This is a genomic window from Planktothrix paucivesiculata PCC 9631 (assembly GCF_900009265.2).
GTDB classification, from domain to species: Bacteria; Cyanobacteriota; Cyanobacteriia; order Cyanobacteriales; family Microcoleaceae; genus Planktothrix; species Planktothrix paucivesiculata.
Genome location: NZ_LR735021.1, coordinates 126,436 through 140,690 on the forward strand (window position 1 = coordinate 126,436; position 14,255 = coordinate 140,690).

The 14,255-nt window shown below is 38.4% G+C and carries 14 protein-coding genes and 1 pseudogene; 13 read left to right on the forward strand and 2 right to left on the reverse strand.

The genetic code is table 11. The features are described from left to right. On the forward strand, nucleotides 1-394 hold a 394-nt coding region (locus PL9631_RS17775), incomplete at its 5' end, for a transposase (RefSeq protein WP_197046416.1). A gap of 96 nt (nucleotides 395-490) precedes the next feature. Here PL9631_RS17775 and PL9631_RS17780 read toward each other — a convergent pair. Next, nucleotides 491-1,366, reverse strand: coding sequence for an RAMP superfamily CRISPR-associated protein (locus tag PL9631_RS17780; protein ID WP_083622360.1), 876 nt, complete (start codon nucleotides 1,364-1,366; stop codon nucleotides 491-493). Next, a complete protein-coding gene (locus PL9631_RS17785) occupies nucleotides 1,359-2,348 on the reverse strand; it encodes a CRISPR-associated protein (RefSeq protein WP_083622362.1) in 990 nt (329 codons plus the stop codon). Before PL9631_RS17785 ends, PL9631_RS17780 begins: the two co-directional genes overlap by 8 nt. Nucleotides 2,349-2,493: 145 nt before the next feature. Here PL9631_RS17785 and PL9631_RS17790 point away from each other — a divergent pair. From PL9631_RS17790 to PL9631_RS17845, 12 genes and pseudogenes are all read left to right on the forward strand, one after another. Continuing rightward, nucleotides 2,494-3,298, forward strand: a pseudogene (locus tag PL9631_RS17790) (transposase). Nucleotides 3,299-3,703: 405 nt separating this feature from the next. Beyond that, nucleotides 3,704-4,594 (forward strand): DUF5895 domain-containing protein, encoded by an 891-nt coding sequence (locus PL9631_RS17795; RefSeq protein WP_156090618.1) that lies wholly within the window; start codon nucleotides 3,704-3,706, stop codon nucleotides 4,592-4,594. Between the two features lie 73 nt (nucleotides 4,595-4,667). Next, nucleotides 4,668-6,017, forward strand: a complete 1,350-nt coding sequence (gene dnaN / locus PL9631_RS17800; RefSeq protein WP_083622364.1) for a DNA polymerase III subunit beta — start codon at nucleotides 4,668-4,670, stop codon at nucleotides 6,015-6,017. A 138-nt stretch (nucleotides 6,018-6,155) separates the two neighbouring features. Next, on the forward strand, nucleotides 6,156-7,544 hold the full coding sequence (gene dnaX / locus PL9631_RS17805) for a DNA polymerase III subunit gamma/tau (RefSeq protein ID WP_083622366.1): 1,389 nt from the start codon (nucleotides 6,156-6,158) through the stop codon (nucleotides 7,542-7,544). Nucleotides 7,545-7,630: 86 nt separating this feature from the next. Next, nucleotides 7,631-9,697: a DNA polymerase gene (locus PL9631_RS17810; protein WP_083622368.1), complete on the forward strand. Its 2,067-nt coding sequence runs from the start codon at nucleotides 7,631-7,633 to the stop codon at nucleotides 9,695-9,697. Nucleotides 9,698-9,802: 105 nt separating this feature from the next. Then, nucleotides 9,803-10,762, forward strand: a complete 960-nt coding sequence (gene holA, locus PL9631_RS17815) for a DNA polymerase III subunit delta (protein ID WP_083622369.1) — start codon at nucleotides 9,803-9,805, stop codon at nucleotides 10,760-10,762. Then, nucleotides 10,729-11,769: a hypothetical protein gene (locus PL9631_RS17820; RefSeq protein WP_083622371.1), complete on the forward strand. Its 1,041-nt coding sequence runs from the start codon at nucleotides 10,729-10,731 to the stop codon at nucleotides 11,767-11,769. The genes holA and PL9631_RS17820 overlap by 34 nt, the downstream gene beginning before the upstream one ends. Nucleotides 11,770-11,796: 27 nt before the next feature. Beyond that, a complete protein-coding gene (locus PL9631_RS17825; RefSeq protein WP_083622373.1) occupies nucleotides 11,797-12,348 on the forward strand; it encodes a hypothetical protein in 552 nt (183 codons plus the stop codon). Nucleotides 12,349-12,438: 90 nt separating this feature from the next. After that, complete coding sequence (gene ssb / locus PL9631_RS17830) at nucleotides 12,439-12,846, forward strand: single-stranded DNA-binding protein (RefSeq protein WP_083622374.1); 408 nt, start codon at nucleotides 12,439-12,441, stop codon at nucleotides 12,844-12,846. Nucleotides 12,847-12,950: 104 nt separating this feature from the next. Next, nucleotides 12,951-13,385: a hypothetical protein gene (locus tag PL9631_RS17835; RefSeq protein ID WP_083622376.1), complete on the forward strand. Its 435-nt coding sequence runs from the start codon at nucleotides 12,951-12,953 to the stop codon at nucleotides 13,383-13,385. 132 nt (nucleotides 13,386-13,517) lie between these two features. Next, nucleotides 13,518-13,745, forward strand: coding sequence for a hypothetical protein (locus PL9631_RS17840; RefSeq protein WP_083622378.1), 228 nt, complete (start codon nucleotides 13,518-13,520; stop codon nucleotides 13,743-13,745). Between the two features lie 71 nt (nucleotides 13,746-13,816). Beyond that, nucleotides 13,817-14,215 carry a hypothetical protein gene (locus tag PL9631_RS17845; RefSeq protein ID WP_156090619.1) on the forward strand — a complete coding sequence of 133 codons (399 nt, stop codon included), beginning with the start codon at nucleotides 13,817-13,819 and terminating at the stop codon, nucleotides 14,213-14,215. The last annotated feature ends 40 nt before the right edge of the window (nucleotides 14,216-14,255 follow it).

A 14,255-nucleotide genomic window follows, 5' to 3' on the forward strand; every position in this document is an offset into this window, starting at 1 on the left:
TTTGTCAGGAATTACAAGTGAGAATTACATAAAATTTATAGATTGGCAAGCGGAAAAAGCTGAAAAGCATTTTCAAAATACTCGACAAATTACCGTACTGATTCAAGATAACTACAGTGTCCATAAAAGTCAAAAAATACAAGAAAAAGAAAGGGAGTGGCAAGACAAAAAATTAGAATTTTTCTTCCTGTCTGCTTATAGCCCTGAATTGAATGAAATCGAACCAGAATGGCATCAATTAAAAACTCATGAACTGGCGGGAAGAATGTTTGAAGATGAATATGATTTGAGCCAAGCTGTGATTCAAGCCATTGAAGATAGAAACGAAAGAAATGATTGTACCTGCGATCGCTTGCGATTTAATTCCCTGAGTAACTCTCAAGAATTATCCTAAACAATCTTTTTCTATTATTGACTTTATTTATGACCACCTACTTAAACGGCATCGTCTATACTCCTAAATTCAGGTAAACAGAAAAATTTTTCATCCCTATTGATTAACCTCATTAGTTTGATCATCAGCCGAAGGCTCTAGTCCGTGAATACTGACTAAACAATGACCAAAACCAATAGATTCTAAACCCCCGAGATAAATTTCTGCACTCTTTTCTCCATTAAAAGGTTGCCATTTTCTGCCGTTTGGATCATTCCTTAAAGCAATGGGAAAGGCTAAAATTGTATCTTCGGGTAAAGCTTCAGTATTAAAAAATTGACCTTTTTTAGCCCGCTTTTCTTGTTCTTCCAAGGCTACGCGAGTTTGGCGATATAGAGCCATATCATGAATCATTCCAATTTCGTTATCGGAGACAACAACGGCGGGTAATTCCTCTCCCAAGGGAAACCAAGGCGATAAATTATCTGAGTGTTCAATGATGAGAAACCCATAGTTAAAAAATAAATTTTCTTCCTGATTAATAGCTAGGGGTTGTAAGGTTTGTGATCGCGTATATTCCTGGGGAATATCCAAATCTTTTAGCAGCGTTCCATCTTTAGTTTTAATAAACTCACCTGCTATCCGTTGATAGCGTTTTAACAGACGAGGACTACTAACCCAAACCATCGGTTGTCCTGGGCAAAATACCGGAAGCCAGACAATCGAAGCATATTCTATTTTAACAAAAGATTCACTGGTTTTATCTGATAGTTCAGACTTGGCTTTATTGCCATACCAGTAATTTTCATCAACAGTCGAAATAGGTCTCATTTCACTGCGTAAACGACCCCGAATTGAACTCCCTGGAACGATCCCCGTTTGCGTAAATTGATCTCGAAAAATTAGATTCAGATTTCCGCTTTCTTCCCCTGCGGTTGCACCCACATGAAGAGGAGCTAACGTTTTAATAATGCCAAGAGCTTTGTTATACATCCGTTACTCCTTGAATTGTTAATGGTAAACTTAAACCGCACCCAACACGGCGAAGACTATAACCCTCTTGAGGAAACCAGCTTTCGTCCCAGCCCCACCAGGTTTGATTGAGAGGTTTTTCTAAGATATAAACACTCCCAGGAGGTACAGCATAGCGTCCTCTCCCTAACCGTCCCTGACCTGTTCCTTTTCCATCTCCAGTTCGATAACGATAGGGAACAGGTTTATCGGTAAGCATTTTAGAAATTGGAAAATTTGATTGCGGATAACGATAGGAAAAACGAGTAGATCCCCAAACAGCCGGAGTGATTAAAGCAAATGCTTTTTGAATTGAATCTCGAAAAGGCTGAAAAAATTTATCATTTTCTGCTATTTTAATAGAATTAATTTCTACAACATGGTTTTCTCCTCCAAAACGATACCATCCTGATTCTAAAAATTCAGTGGATAGATAAACAATGCAAGTGTCATCTTCCATTTGAACCGCATATTCGAGAAACAAACCATCTTCATCTTTAACGTGACGTTGATTCGTTTCTAAATCTGGGTGCAGCATCGGAATAAATTTCCAAGGCGGTTTAGCTGCATTTTCATTGTTTAAAATTAGATCAGGGGGATCATTCCAACTGTTAATCGTTTGCCATTGATAGTCCGGTTCAAGCTTATGGTTTTGTCGTTGCCATTTCTGGTTTTCAATAAACCATTCATCACAACCATCATCAGAAATAATTTTCGTCCAAGGAATCGGAACATAAAAATATTCAGGAGCATCTAGTTTAGCCCAAAACGGCCCAGCTACATACAAGTTATCCCGAAGTTTTTTTTGAATCTCTGTTTTTTTCAATACACTTTTGGTTTGATTTTTTTCTCGGCTAGAACTAAAGATAAGCCCTGATAAAGTAGCAGCTTCGGGAGGGAATTTAGAACGAGAACGTCCCACCAAATTTTCAGGAGAAAGAAAACCGCCTGCACTTCCATACATTAATCCTAAAGGCGTAACTGTAACAGGACTTACGCAGTGACGCTATATGTAGCGTACTAAGGAGTTAGCGATCGCTAACCCAAAAGAAATCTGGAAACGGAGAATAAGGAATGTTAAAATAGCATCAGAATCTATGCCCAAAAATATGAGCATCAATTATCTATACTATTGCCAATATCTCCTGAGTAGCCAAATCAATTATACTCTAACCAACTTCGCTGAACATATTCAAGAGTTTAGCCATGATACAATTAATCGTTACTTGAATTCAGAAAACTTAACACCCGAAGTGATTTGGGAAAAAGTGCATTCAGAACTTCAGAGCCATCCCGAAGCTTGTTTAGTTTTTGATGATACGGTACTCGACAAAAGATTTTCCTCGAAAATTGAACTTGTCCGCCGTCAATATATATGCAGCGCAAAAGTTAATGGCTTTGATTGATAATTTAGGGAAAATTTATTATGTTCCGCTCAAAAAAAACCGGCTGGTTGATGATACAGGAGGTCAAAAAAAATATCAGCCTATTGAACAGTTAATTTGGTCTGAAATTGAAGAAAAACAGGGAAAGCTAATCAAAATAAATAAATTCCCTAGAGATAAAAAAGTTAAACTATTTCGGGTAACTGTTTCTGCCAACAGAACGGAATATGTAGCTACAAATGATTTAAATCAGTCTTCAATAGATGAAGTCATCTCTCAATGTAAACTGCGATGGAAAATTGAGGAATTTCACCGAGAAATTAAACAATTAACGGGGATAGAATCTTGCCAATGCCGTAAAGCGAGTATTCAAAAAAACCACATTGCTTGCGCTTTATTAGTTTGGGTTTTTCTGACTCGTATGGCTAAGAAAGTTTCTCAAACTGTCTATCAGTTAAAAGCTAGTTTGTTAGCAGATTACCTGAGCCAAGAGCTTAAACATCCCTCTCTCAAGCTTTCTTTTATTTAGTTTACTTATCAATTCAAACACAGATTAATTCTCTTTTTATAAGCGCGCTCGCGTAGCGTGCCGGACGCATATCGCCCTTCTGTCTGAATCAAGCGATCGCCTGATCCTGAATGCGCTATATATAGCGTCCTTGCGTAAGTCCTGTTTAATACAGACTCCCTTCAACAGCTTGCTGAAATTATTGGTTACTTGTCTCGACTTCATCAACTGCTCCAAGAAGAAAAAAAGCAAGAAATGATGACCCAGTTAAAATCTCTAAATTTAGCTTTTTCTCTTCCTAATTTTTCGGAGATACATCAGGAAAGCTCTCAAACTGAACTTCCGTTCTAGTCTAACAATTTTCCCCTTCGGAAAATGCACTCTGTACACACCCCTAGTCCTTATTAATTATTTCTGGGAGAACCCGTGAAAAATAAAACTACTCAATCAGAATCAGCAAGTTTTTCTGACCCTAATGAAATCATGAATAACACAGAAACTCCCGAACTCGAATTAGAACGAGATGAATTTTCTGACCCTCAGTACCTTGACCCCAATGCTCGGTTGCCACGCATCCAAGCCTTACGAGGCAACACTCCTAAACTGTGTGGTTACTTTATCCCTACCAAACAAATGGCAAAAGCAGGATGGTTGAACTTTGATGAAAAATTACTGACAACCTACACCTTTGAGGTCACGGGAATAGAGGAACAAGGACTTCTCATTTCCACACCCCGAATGTTGGTCTGTCCTCGAACTTTTACCTTGGCTTATGACCGCAAAGCCACCAAAGAATCAAAACAAATTACGCTTTTGGGACGCTACCTACCTGAACACAAAGATGATGAAAATATTGGTAATACTCAGTATTTTGAGGTGTTTTTAGTTGATGAAAACAATCAGCCTTTGCATCAAGTTCCCCTATCCTACCGAGCTAGTGGTGCAAACCAAGCTACTTTTGCCACCCATTGGCAAGAGTTTATTGATGAAATGACGGCTTGCCATGCTATCACCAACCGTATTGCGGCTCGGGGTAAAAATAATCTCTTTAAATGCTTGTGTGTATTTTGCTTTACAACAGCACGGGAACTCGCTGGCACGAAACAGAAAAGCCCTGCTTGTAAAGTCATTTCTCATGAAGTTCCTACCCTTGAAACCTGGAAGCAGTATTTTGTTGGATTTAACAAAGAAGACAAACAAAAAGTTTGGGAAGCCTTGCAACCTGCTCAACCTTTACTAATTCCAGAACATCAAGCTAATCCCAATACTCGGCATCAACTTCCCTCAGCATCCTCAGTTCAACATCCCGATTATTAAACACTCTATTTCTTTATCCATCCTTCATGAGTTGGATGGATAATGTCCCCTCATTAATTACTTCAAAATTGCCATGAAATTTTCCTGTCCTGCTAAACAACTCACGACAGCCCTTAATACTGTCATGGGAGCAATACCCACTAAGCCTAATCATCCAATTTTGGCTCATGTTCTTCTGTTAGCAACTCCTCAAACCATAGAAGTTCGAGCTTTTGACCTCAGCTTGGGTATCACTGCCCAATTTAATGCTCCTGTTGAAGTTGAGGGAGCTTTGACTCTCCCAGCTAAACACTTGCTGAATCTGATTGCTAGTTTACCGAAAGACGAAGAACTATCTTTTGAGGCGCAACTTAATCAAACTGAAGCTATATTAACCAGCGCAGGTAAACGTTATACATTTCGAGGCTTCAAAGCTTCTCAATTTCCGCAGTTACCCACAGAGTTCCCCTTAACAGTCCCAGCAATCCGATTAACTGCTACTGTTCTAGCTCGTGGTTTAAAAACCACTTTATTTGCAGCAACAATCGATGAGATGAAGCCAGTTTTAAGTGGCATCAGATTAACTATAGAAGCCGCGCAAGTGGAATTCGCCGCCACCAATGGAAAAGTCCTTGCCATTGTTCAAGATTCTATCCCGACTCATGAGAATCAACAACAATCCGATACCACCAAAAAACACAAAACTAAACGCAAATCCCTCCCTTCTGCCTCAAGCCCATGGGGAATTACAATCCCCAAAACCGCTTTGAAAGAACTACAAAAACTCTTAGGAAATCCCACAGATAACTTAACCGATTCTGAAGTGCTATTGCATTTTAATGACAGCCAAATTCTCTTTACCAGTGCTACCTTCAGTTTAGTTTGTCGGGCTTTAACAGGGGATTATCCCGATTATACTCAATTACTTCCTAAACAATGGAGTCATGAAGTTACGGTTAGTTCTCATCAACTTTTAGCAGCCGTTACTCGTCTAGCTACTTTCGACAAGCATAAAATTATTCGCTTAGTTCTTAATCCGACTGAGCAAGTGCTTTCTTTATATGGGCAAGGACAAGACATTGGTTCAGGGGCAGAATCTTTACCTGCTTTAATTCAAGGTGAGGGTTTGGAAATTGGTTTCGATGCTGAAGTTTTAATTCCAGCCCTCAAAGCAATTCCGACTTCTGAGGTACACTTTTTATTCAATGAAGCGAATACTCCGGCTACACTCAACACAGTTGCAAACTCTCTGGGAACTGCAACAGTTTTGGTGATGCCTGTAGAATTGTGGAGTGCAGAACTTCCTTCACTTTCATCGACTTCACAAGCTTTAACAGTATCTTCCGATGAATTTCAATCCATAGATACAGAATCAGAAGAAGCTTCAGAACCTAAGATTGATTCCGAAGATTCTCAACTAGAACTTGCTACACTACCCATGTAAAACTTTCTTAGATTCCATATCCCCATAAACTCAATTAATGTAAAATAGGAAATTAAAGAATACCCCATTTGGGCTTCTATGATTGCTTTTTGATTTGAGCTTTATGGGGTTTTATTAACTTTAGTTTATTTGCAAACAATGTATCAGCCTTTTCATCAAAAGTACCGCCCCCAATGTTTTGCTGATTTAGTCGGTCAAGAAGCAATTGCAACCGCTTTAAGCAATGGAATTAATTTAGGACGCATTGCTCATGCCTATTTGTTTACAGGGCCAAGAGGAACAGGAAAAACATCTTCGGCTCGAATTCTTGCCAAATCTCTCAACTGCCTTAATCATCCAAACCCTACCAGTTCTCCTTGCGGTCAATGTGCCTCTTGTCAAGGAATTACGAGCGGCATTGCCTTAGATATTTTAGAACTTGATGCTGCTAGTAATAATGGTGTTGAACAAATTCGAGAAATTTGTACAGGGGCGCATTTAACTCCCGTACAAGCTCGCTACAAAATTTATGTCATTGATGAAGTACATGGATTAAGCGGTGCTGCGACTCAAGCTTTATTGAAAACCCTTGAGGAACCTCCCCATAATGTAGTCTTTGTTCTCTGTACTACTGAACCCCAAAAACTTCCTAATACCATTATTTCTCGGTGCCAACGCTATAATTTTCAGCGTATTTCTATTGAGGCAATGGTTAAGCATTTAAATCAAATTGCTCAGTTAGAAGACTTAGAAATGGATTCAAAGGCAAGCCATTTAGTGGCTCAGTTAGCAACGGGAGGATTGCGTGATGCCCTATCCTTATTAGAACAACTAAGCTTGTTAGAATCGGTGATTACTTCTCAATTGGTATGGGAATTAGTGGGTGCAGTGCCACAGCAGGAATTACTATCTTTGGTTGAAGCGATCGCATCGGACTCCGAATTGGATACAATTAATCAAGTACAAACTTTGCTCAACTTTGGAAAAGAACCGTTGGTTATTCTTCACAATTTAACTCAATTCTATACTCTCTTATTAATCGCTCAAACTGGAAAAATTCCTAGGGAGTTGTCAACAACCGAAGTTGAGCTAGAACAGTTGCAACAACTGGCAAAGTCCTTGGGTCGCAATGGAATTTTAGCCAGCATTCAACACTTGAGAACTTGCGAATCTCAAATCAAATTTTCAACCCAATCTTGGCTATGGCTTGAGGTGGCTGTATTAGGATTATTACCGAGTTCTCAACCTAATCACTCTCCTGCTAATACTCATAGCAAATTTTCACCCAATTCCTTACCTCCTGCTTCACTTTCAGGGGTTTCAGTTCCTCCCCAGCAGGTTTGGCAAACTGTACTGGCTAAAGTTCCACCCTCTTTAAAAGTGCTATTGTCTCAACACTGCGCTTTAGCAAGTTTCTCTGAAGATAGCGCAACAATCCAAGTCAATAGCACTGCTTTAAAAGCTAGAGTAGATCACCAACGTGCTACCCTAGAATCAGCATTTGCGATGGCAACACAGCGAACAATTAAAGTTTCCATTTTGGCTTAGTTTTTTAGGGAGAAGTTTATTTCCATTCAAAATTGATTAAGATTTTCTAGCTTCTCCCTTCTTCACCATCTTTCGAGGTTTAAACAATGCACTATCAATATACTTTGTTCTTGCAGCCCGACGAAGAACTTTTACCTCAAATTGTTTTACTTGATCATCCTCAATTTATTCCTCTATTAAAACAATGGAAAAGCTCCACCAAATTTGGGTTTGATATTGAGACTTTTTCCTCCTCAGCAGAACCCAACAGTGCTTTATTTCCCCATCAAGGAGAAATCCGCATTCTTTCTTTAGCTATTCCAACTGGTAAAGGAATCAAAGTTTTAGTCATTGATTTAGGATTTGATCCCCAACAAAGAAATGAGATTAAACAACAGTTGTCTCAATTGGGATTTTGGGAAATTTTTCAGGAAAGATTAGCGAATCCTCAAGTAGAAGTTGTGGGTCATGCCTTAAATTTTGAGCAACAATGGATGCTCGTCAAATATGGTTATAAAATTCGGGGAATCCAAGATACAAAGTTGATGAGCCAAATCTATTGGGCAGGTCTTGATCCTTGGTTAGATAAAATTAACAATAAACCTCACTCCTTAGCTTCTGTATGTTGGAGGCTCGGCATTACAATTGATAAAACCCAGCAAACATCTGATTGGGGGTGGGGTGATAAAAGTGGTGGTAAATTAAGCCGTAATCAACTTAATTATGCAGCTTACGATGCTGAAGTTGTGTTGCACGTTCATAATCAACTTGAACCTTTATTAAAAGAAATTGGAGTTTGGAATTCTTACCAAGCAGAATGTAGTGCTTCTCCTGCTTTTGCACAAATGAATCATCGAGGAATGCCTGTGAATGAGGAGGTTTTACTAGATGTTATTCGTCAATATGAAAGTGCTTATCAAGATTTAATTGAGAAATTGGGAACTACATTTCCTGAAGCAGTTCTTCATCTTTATTCAACCAAAGAGTTACCCAAACTCATTAATACTCAATTTCAGCTTAAGATTTCTCAAGCAAATGCTGATACTTTAAGCCAATATTGGCAAATCCCAGAATTAAGGTTAATCTCAGTGATTAAAACCACAAAAACCTACCTGGATTATCTGTACAATCTTCAAGAAGTATTAACAGAGGGATATGTTAGAGGAAGTTATACCTTAATTAATAGTGCTGCTTTTGGACGCAGCAGTTGCCAGAATCCCAACCTACAAAATCCCCCTAATCCTAGTAACTTTCCCTCTGAACTTACTGCTTATAATTTGCCCCCGATTCGTTCTGTTTTTGTTGCTCACCCCCAAACCCAATTAATTATTGCTGACTTATCTAAAGCTCATACCCGAATTGCCTGTGAAGCATCAGGAGATCAAGAATTAATCGAACGATTTCACTCACAAAGTCAAGAAGTTTTCTGTTCAATTGCTGCTAAAATTGCTCAAATCCAAGGATTAGGGAAAGATTGGACAGAAGAAAATATCCAGCTTTGGGTTAAAGATAAATCCCACTTCAATCACAAAACGGCTGCGATGTTACGCTCTATTAGTAAAACAATTCATTATGGTTGTTTAAATCTCCAAGGCTATAAAACATTTCAAAAAACCATCAGAACGGGAGGAAATATCAATTTAACCGATGAACAAGCTAAAACGAGTCAATTAGGTTGGAAAAAAACCTATGCGGGTGTTGCTAATTTCTGCCAAAAAATTATTCAACAAGCTAATAGCACTCTACCTCCTGTTTTAGGAATTGAAGAGATTAAAAGTCGCACAAAATTTGGCTTAGGTTATGTCCGTTGTTTGACAGGACGAGGCGTATTTCTGCCTAAATATCCTCAGAAGTTCAGTCAACAGAAAAGCCTTAGTGTTCAAGGGCCAGATGCAACAGCCGCCTATTGGACAATGGCAGAAGCCGATATTATTAAGAAGGCGCTGGGTGAGCTTGTAACTGTTTTAGATCAGCATCCCCATTGGCAAGCTCATCTCGGAAATATGGCTCATGATGAAATTGATGGGATTGTTAGTGCTGATCAAGCTCTAGCTTTTGCAACAGCAATTCAAAATGCCATGAGAAATGCCATGAGCCAATTTATTAAGAGTATTCCTGTTGACGAGGGGGAAGAACCGAGTCGTTTGATTTATGACTCTTGGGCAGAAAAGTAGTTAACAATTCAGTTATCATTTATCAGTCATTAGGTTACTTTATTTAACCTAATCAGTATTAATTTTTAGTTGAATTACTGACTTTTAGAAAAGGAGAATTTTGCCATGCCTGTTTATTTGTACTGGGGAAATGATGATTATCTAATAGAGCGTCATATTAATCAATTACGCAGAAGTATTGTTCATCCGGGCTGGGAATCTTTCAATTTTTTCAGTTATCCGTTTAGTCCAGATCACTTCAAAGTTGCTCTTAATGATATCCGCACTATACCAGTTGGTGCTGGGGGACGCTTAGTAATTCTTTCCAATTGTACTGAGTTGAAAACAATTAATAACGCACTCTTAGAACAGTTTAAGCACATCCTGAAAAATTTACCAGAAAGCAATCATTTATTATTCACTTCTCTAGGTTCATTAGATCAACGGCTTAAATTTACTAAGCTACTTTGCCAATTTGCTACAGTTCAAGAGTTCTCTTTAATTCCATCTTGGAATACCCAAAAGCTAACAGAACAGGTTAAAGATACTGCCTCCAGTATGGATATTTCTTTATCTCATTCTGCTGCTGCGCTCTTAGCATCTGCTGTGGGAAATAATACCCGATTATTATACCAAGAATTAGAGAAACTTTCGTTAGTTACTATGGGAAAATCCATTGATATTCACGCTGTAGAAACTTGGGTTACTATTACAACAACAAATACCTTCCAACTTGCTCAAGCTATCTGTGTGAAAGATGCCAACAGAGCTACACAGGTTTTTACAACGCTTCTGAATCATAATGAACCCATTCTCAAGATAATTGTGACTCTAAGCAGCCTATTCCGCACTTGGTTAGCCGTTAAAGTCATGGTTGATGAAGGTGAAACGGATTCTCGTGCTATTGCTGCTGTTGCCGGAGTGAGTAATCCTAATCGAGTTTACCACATCAAACAAGAAGTTGCTTCTATTTCTTTAACTCGGCTGCAACATATTCTGACTCAATTATTAGACTTAGAAATTCTTGCTAAAACCCATGAGGATGCCACACTATGTACGAGCCAAATTATCAATCTTTGTCATTGATTAACTTTCCCAAATTTTCACCTCTTTCTGAAATATCTAATCTCAATAGTATTAGAAGTCAATCAATCCCCACTCAACTCCTCCAAAAAGCAATTGCAATTAATCAAGTTCCTACTGCGTTTCTCTTTACTGGCTCTAATGATCTCGAAAAGCGACAAATTCTAAAGTATTTTCTCCCCCTGTTGCTACATCATTCTCAGAGTTCAGAAGCCCTAGAAAATTGCAGGTCTCTAATCGAGGTAGGAAATCACCCCGATATTTTATGGATAGAACCGAGTTACCTTCATCAAGGCAATTTGATCTTAAAGAGTATTGCTTGCCAAGAGCAACTAACATTTAAACACTCTCCTCAAATTCGCATTGAGCAAATTCGAGAAATTAATCAATTTTTAGCTTATCCTCCCTTGACGGCTTCTGTTAAAATTGTTGTCATTGAGAACGCTGAATTAATGAATAATAATGCTGCTCATGCCGTGTTAAAAAGGCTTGAAGAACCTGGAAAAGCGACGTTTATTTTATTGGCTTCTCATGCTGAACTTCTCCTGCCTACCATCTGCTCACGTTGCCAAATTATCCCTTTTAAAAGTTTGAGTTTGTCAGAAATGAGCGAAGTTTTGCAGATGAATGGATTTTCTCAAATTTGTGAACACCCTGATATTCTCCACATGGCACAAGGCAGTCCAAATCAGGCTTGTGAGATTTGGACTGCAATCATTAAAATTCAAGAAATTGACTCAACTTTACTGCAACTTTCTTTCTTTAATCAAAAATTGTCTCAGCTTCTTATTGCTGCTAAAATGGTTAGCCAATCCTTAGATTATTCATCCCAAAAGTGGCTATTAAGTTATTGGCAATATCAATTTTGGACGACTCAGCGTAACCGAAAAAAAATCGAGATTTTGGAGGCTGCTAAACAAACACTTAATCGTGCTTCTAATCAGTTAGTTTGGGAAGTTTGCTTGTTAAAATTAGCGGAGCAATCAGGAAAGGCTGATGCCTTTCTATAAAGACAAGTATCAGTTGAAGATAAAACGATGAACCATTCTACCACTTTATATACTCAGAAAGTTTCTCTAAGTGACCTCAATATTTTAGCCTTTCAACTTAGAGAAGCCGGAGCTAAGTTTCGCTCTACCATTCATAAGCACGAAGCCACAATTGTTTTCTCAGCTTTACCAACATCTGCTTTATCCATTTTAGGGAAAAGCCAAGAAGCTAACACGAATGGAGACACTTTACTCCCTGAACAAGTTTCTGCATCAACGCCAGAAAAGTGTTTTAAATCTGACCCTGAAGAAACAACTGTTATCAATGGATTTGAAAGGGAAAATTCAGATGACCTCATAGCTTCAAAAAGCGATGAAGCTGTGCAGGATATCAAGGAATCTGTTGAGCCTACTCCAGAACCTTCTTCCAATCCCAATCCGATAACTGATTCCTTAGCAACGGAGAAACAACTGTTGAAATTGAGTAAAACAAAACTCAAAAAGTTAGCGCATCAATACAATATTGAAGGTCGAACTAAATTAGACCATCATCAATTAGTGAGTGCCTTAGCTCATCTAGTTCCACTCAACAAATTATAAGGGATTAAGTTCAAAACTCATCATGAAATGCCTAAAGATTGATAAAGGCGCTGTCGCGCTATTTTCAAGAGATTTCACGAGGAAAATATCATGTCAGATAATCTCAATGTTATTAACTTAGTTGGTCGGGTAGGTCAACAACCTGAAACTCAATATTTCGAGAGCGGTGCTGTTTTAACTAAGCTGTCTCTTGCTGTTAATCGACGCAGTAATAAAAAAGACAGCGAGCCGGATTGGTTTGCGCTAGAAATTTGGGGAAATATTGCTGAAGTAGCTGCTAATTATACAGATAAAGGCAGTTTAATTGGAATTCAAGGAGAACTCAAACTGGATGAATGGATTGAACAAACTACGGGTCAACAAAGAGTTAAACCTGTAATTCGAGTCCATAATTTAGAATTACTAGGATCTAATTCTAACTCCAATTCCCGCACTCATACCTCCGATAATTCTGACACTACTTCTTCAATTCCCGACGAAGATACCAGTGACTTTTAAGATGTCGGACTAAAAAAAATCTCTCGGAACTTTTTAGGGTTTCGGGAGATTTTTGAATCACCAAGCTTTTGTTAACCATTAACTTAAACTAGGACAAATAAACCATGAATAATGCACAATTGAGAGTCCGAATTAATTCTCTGCAAACCAACCATACTCAAGACGGTACTTTAACCATTTCTGGAGACTCTTCCTTTAAGTATTACGACCGAGGTGGGTTTAAAGTTCGTTCCTTACAATTTCAAGCTTATGGGGAAGCCGCCGTTACACTTAATCAGGGCGGAGTGGGCGCAGTTCATGTTTTATCAGGACGGCTGAGTATTTTTAAGCCTAATGATAGCCATCCCAATCATCAAATGTTGCTTACCGTAGAAAGAACTGTAATTATGGGTGAGTCTACCGATTTTCAATCCACTTCTGCTAGTGCTGAGGTTCCTACTTCCGAGTCGGTTCCCACAGTTACTAATACTCAGTCTGTTCCTGTTCCTACTACTAGCAATGGCAAAGCCACCGCAGATTACAGTGCTATTCCTTTTTAGTTAACTCACTATTAATTTTAGCCTTAACTTAGCCAGCAGGAATAACCTGTTGGTTTTTTTTTGTTGGTTTCTTAGCCGTTGATTAAAAAGGCTCTGACGAGCAAGTTGCAGTAATGAATTGAGAGAAATTGAATGATTACTGTTACCATTTCTCATAATGCTGCTAATGTTGTTGGCTCTTTATCTCAACGAGCTATCAAGACGTTACAACAAGCTGATTTTTCTGTTGTCAGACAGGAAGCTTCTTATGGGTTTACAAATAGTTTAACAATCCCCTTATTTCCTCAGTTTGGTTTAACTTGGAAGGGGGTTAAAAACTGTTTAGAGATTGCAGGTTATCAGGTCAATATTATTTGCTAATCATTCTTGGTTATCCTGGCTCATTCAACAACAGCCAGGATAATTTTTTTATTTGAAAGGAGCAACATACAATGATGTACAATCAACAGTTAAAAGTTGTTATTAGCGGTTCTCGAAGTTTGAAACAGCTTCCCAAAGAGGCAATTGCAACAATTCAACGGATAATTCAGCTTAATGCTATTATCTTGATTGGGGATTGTTATGGGACAGATTTTTTAGTACAAACTTACCTACAACAAGCGGGTTATCATCAAGTTAAAGTTTTTCATATTGGTAAGTCTCCTAGAAATAATGCAGGATTTGTTACTGTGAAAATTAAGGGTTCGTACAGTGAACGCGATCGCATTATGTGTTCAGAGGCAGATTTTGGTTTAGCTATTATTCAAAATAATTCCCCAGGAACTCTTAAAAATATTCAACGAATGCCCCATCGAGTAAAGGTTATTAGAGTTCCTGTTAATTTCCCTTAAAGTTAAGGAAGTCTACCTAGAATTAGTGAGACTTCCTTGA

Excerpts from the sequence above, each read along its gene's own strand:
- PL9631_RS17780 (WP_083622360.1), bottom strand. The coding sequence starts at position 1,366 with ATGTATAACAAAGCTCTTGGCATTATTAAAACGTTAGCTCCTCTTCAT.
- PL9631_RS17785 (WP_083622362.1), bottom strand. The coding sequence starts at position 2,348 with ATGTATGGAAGTGCAGGCGGTTTTCTTTCTCCTGAAAATTTGGTGGGA.
- dnaN (WP_083622364.1), top strand. The coding sequence starts at position 4,668 with ATGAAATTTTCCTGTCCTGCTAAACAACTCACGACAGCCCTTAATACT.
- dnaX (WP_083622366.1), top strand. The coding sequence starts at position 6,156 with ATGTATCAGCCTTTTCATCAAAAGTACCGCCCCCAATGTTTTGCTGAT.
- PL9631_RS17810 (WP_083622368.1), top strand. The coding sequence starts at position 7,631 with ATGCACTATCAATATACTTTGTTCTTGCAGCCCGACGAAGAACTTTTA.
- holA (WP_083622369.1), top strand. The coding sequence starts at position 9,803 with ATGCCTGTTTATTTGTACTGGGGAAATGATGATTATCTAATAGAGCGT.
- PL9631_RS17820 (WP_083622371.1), top strand. The coding sequence starts at position 10,729 with ATGTACGAGCCAAATTATCAATCTTTGTCATTGATTAACTTTCCCAAA.
- PL9631_RS17825 (WP_083622373.1), top strand. The coding sequence starts at position 11,797 with ATGAACCATTCTACCACTTTATATACTCAGAAAGTTTCTCTAAGTGAC.
- ssb (WP_083622374.1), top strand. The coding sequence starts at position 12,439 with ATGTCAGATAATCTCAATGTTATTAACTTAGTTGGTCGGGTAGGTCAA.
- PL9631_RS17835 (WP_083622376.1), top strand. The coding sequence starts at position 12,951 with ATGAATAATGCACAATTGAGAGTCCGAATTAATTCTCTGCAAACCAAC.
- PL9631_RS17840 (WP_083622378.1), top strand. The coding sequence starts at position 13,518 with ATGATTACTGTTACCATTTCTCATAATGCTGCTAATGTTGTTGGCTCT.
- PL9631_RS17845 (WP_156090619.1), top strand. The coding sequence starts at position 13,817 with ATGATGTACAATCAACAGTTAAAAGTTGTTATTAGCGGTTCTCGAAGT.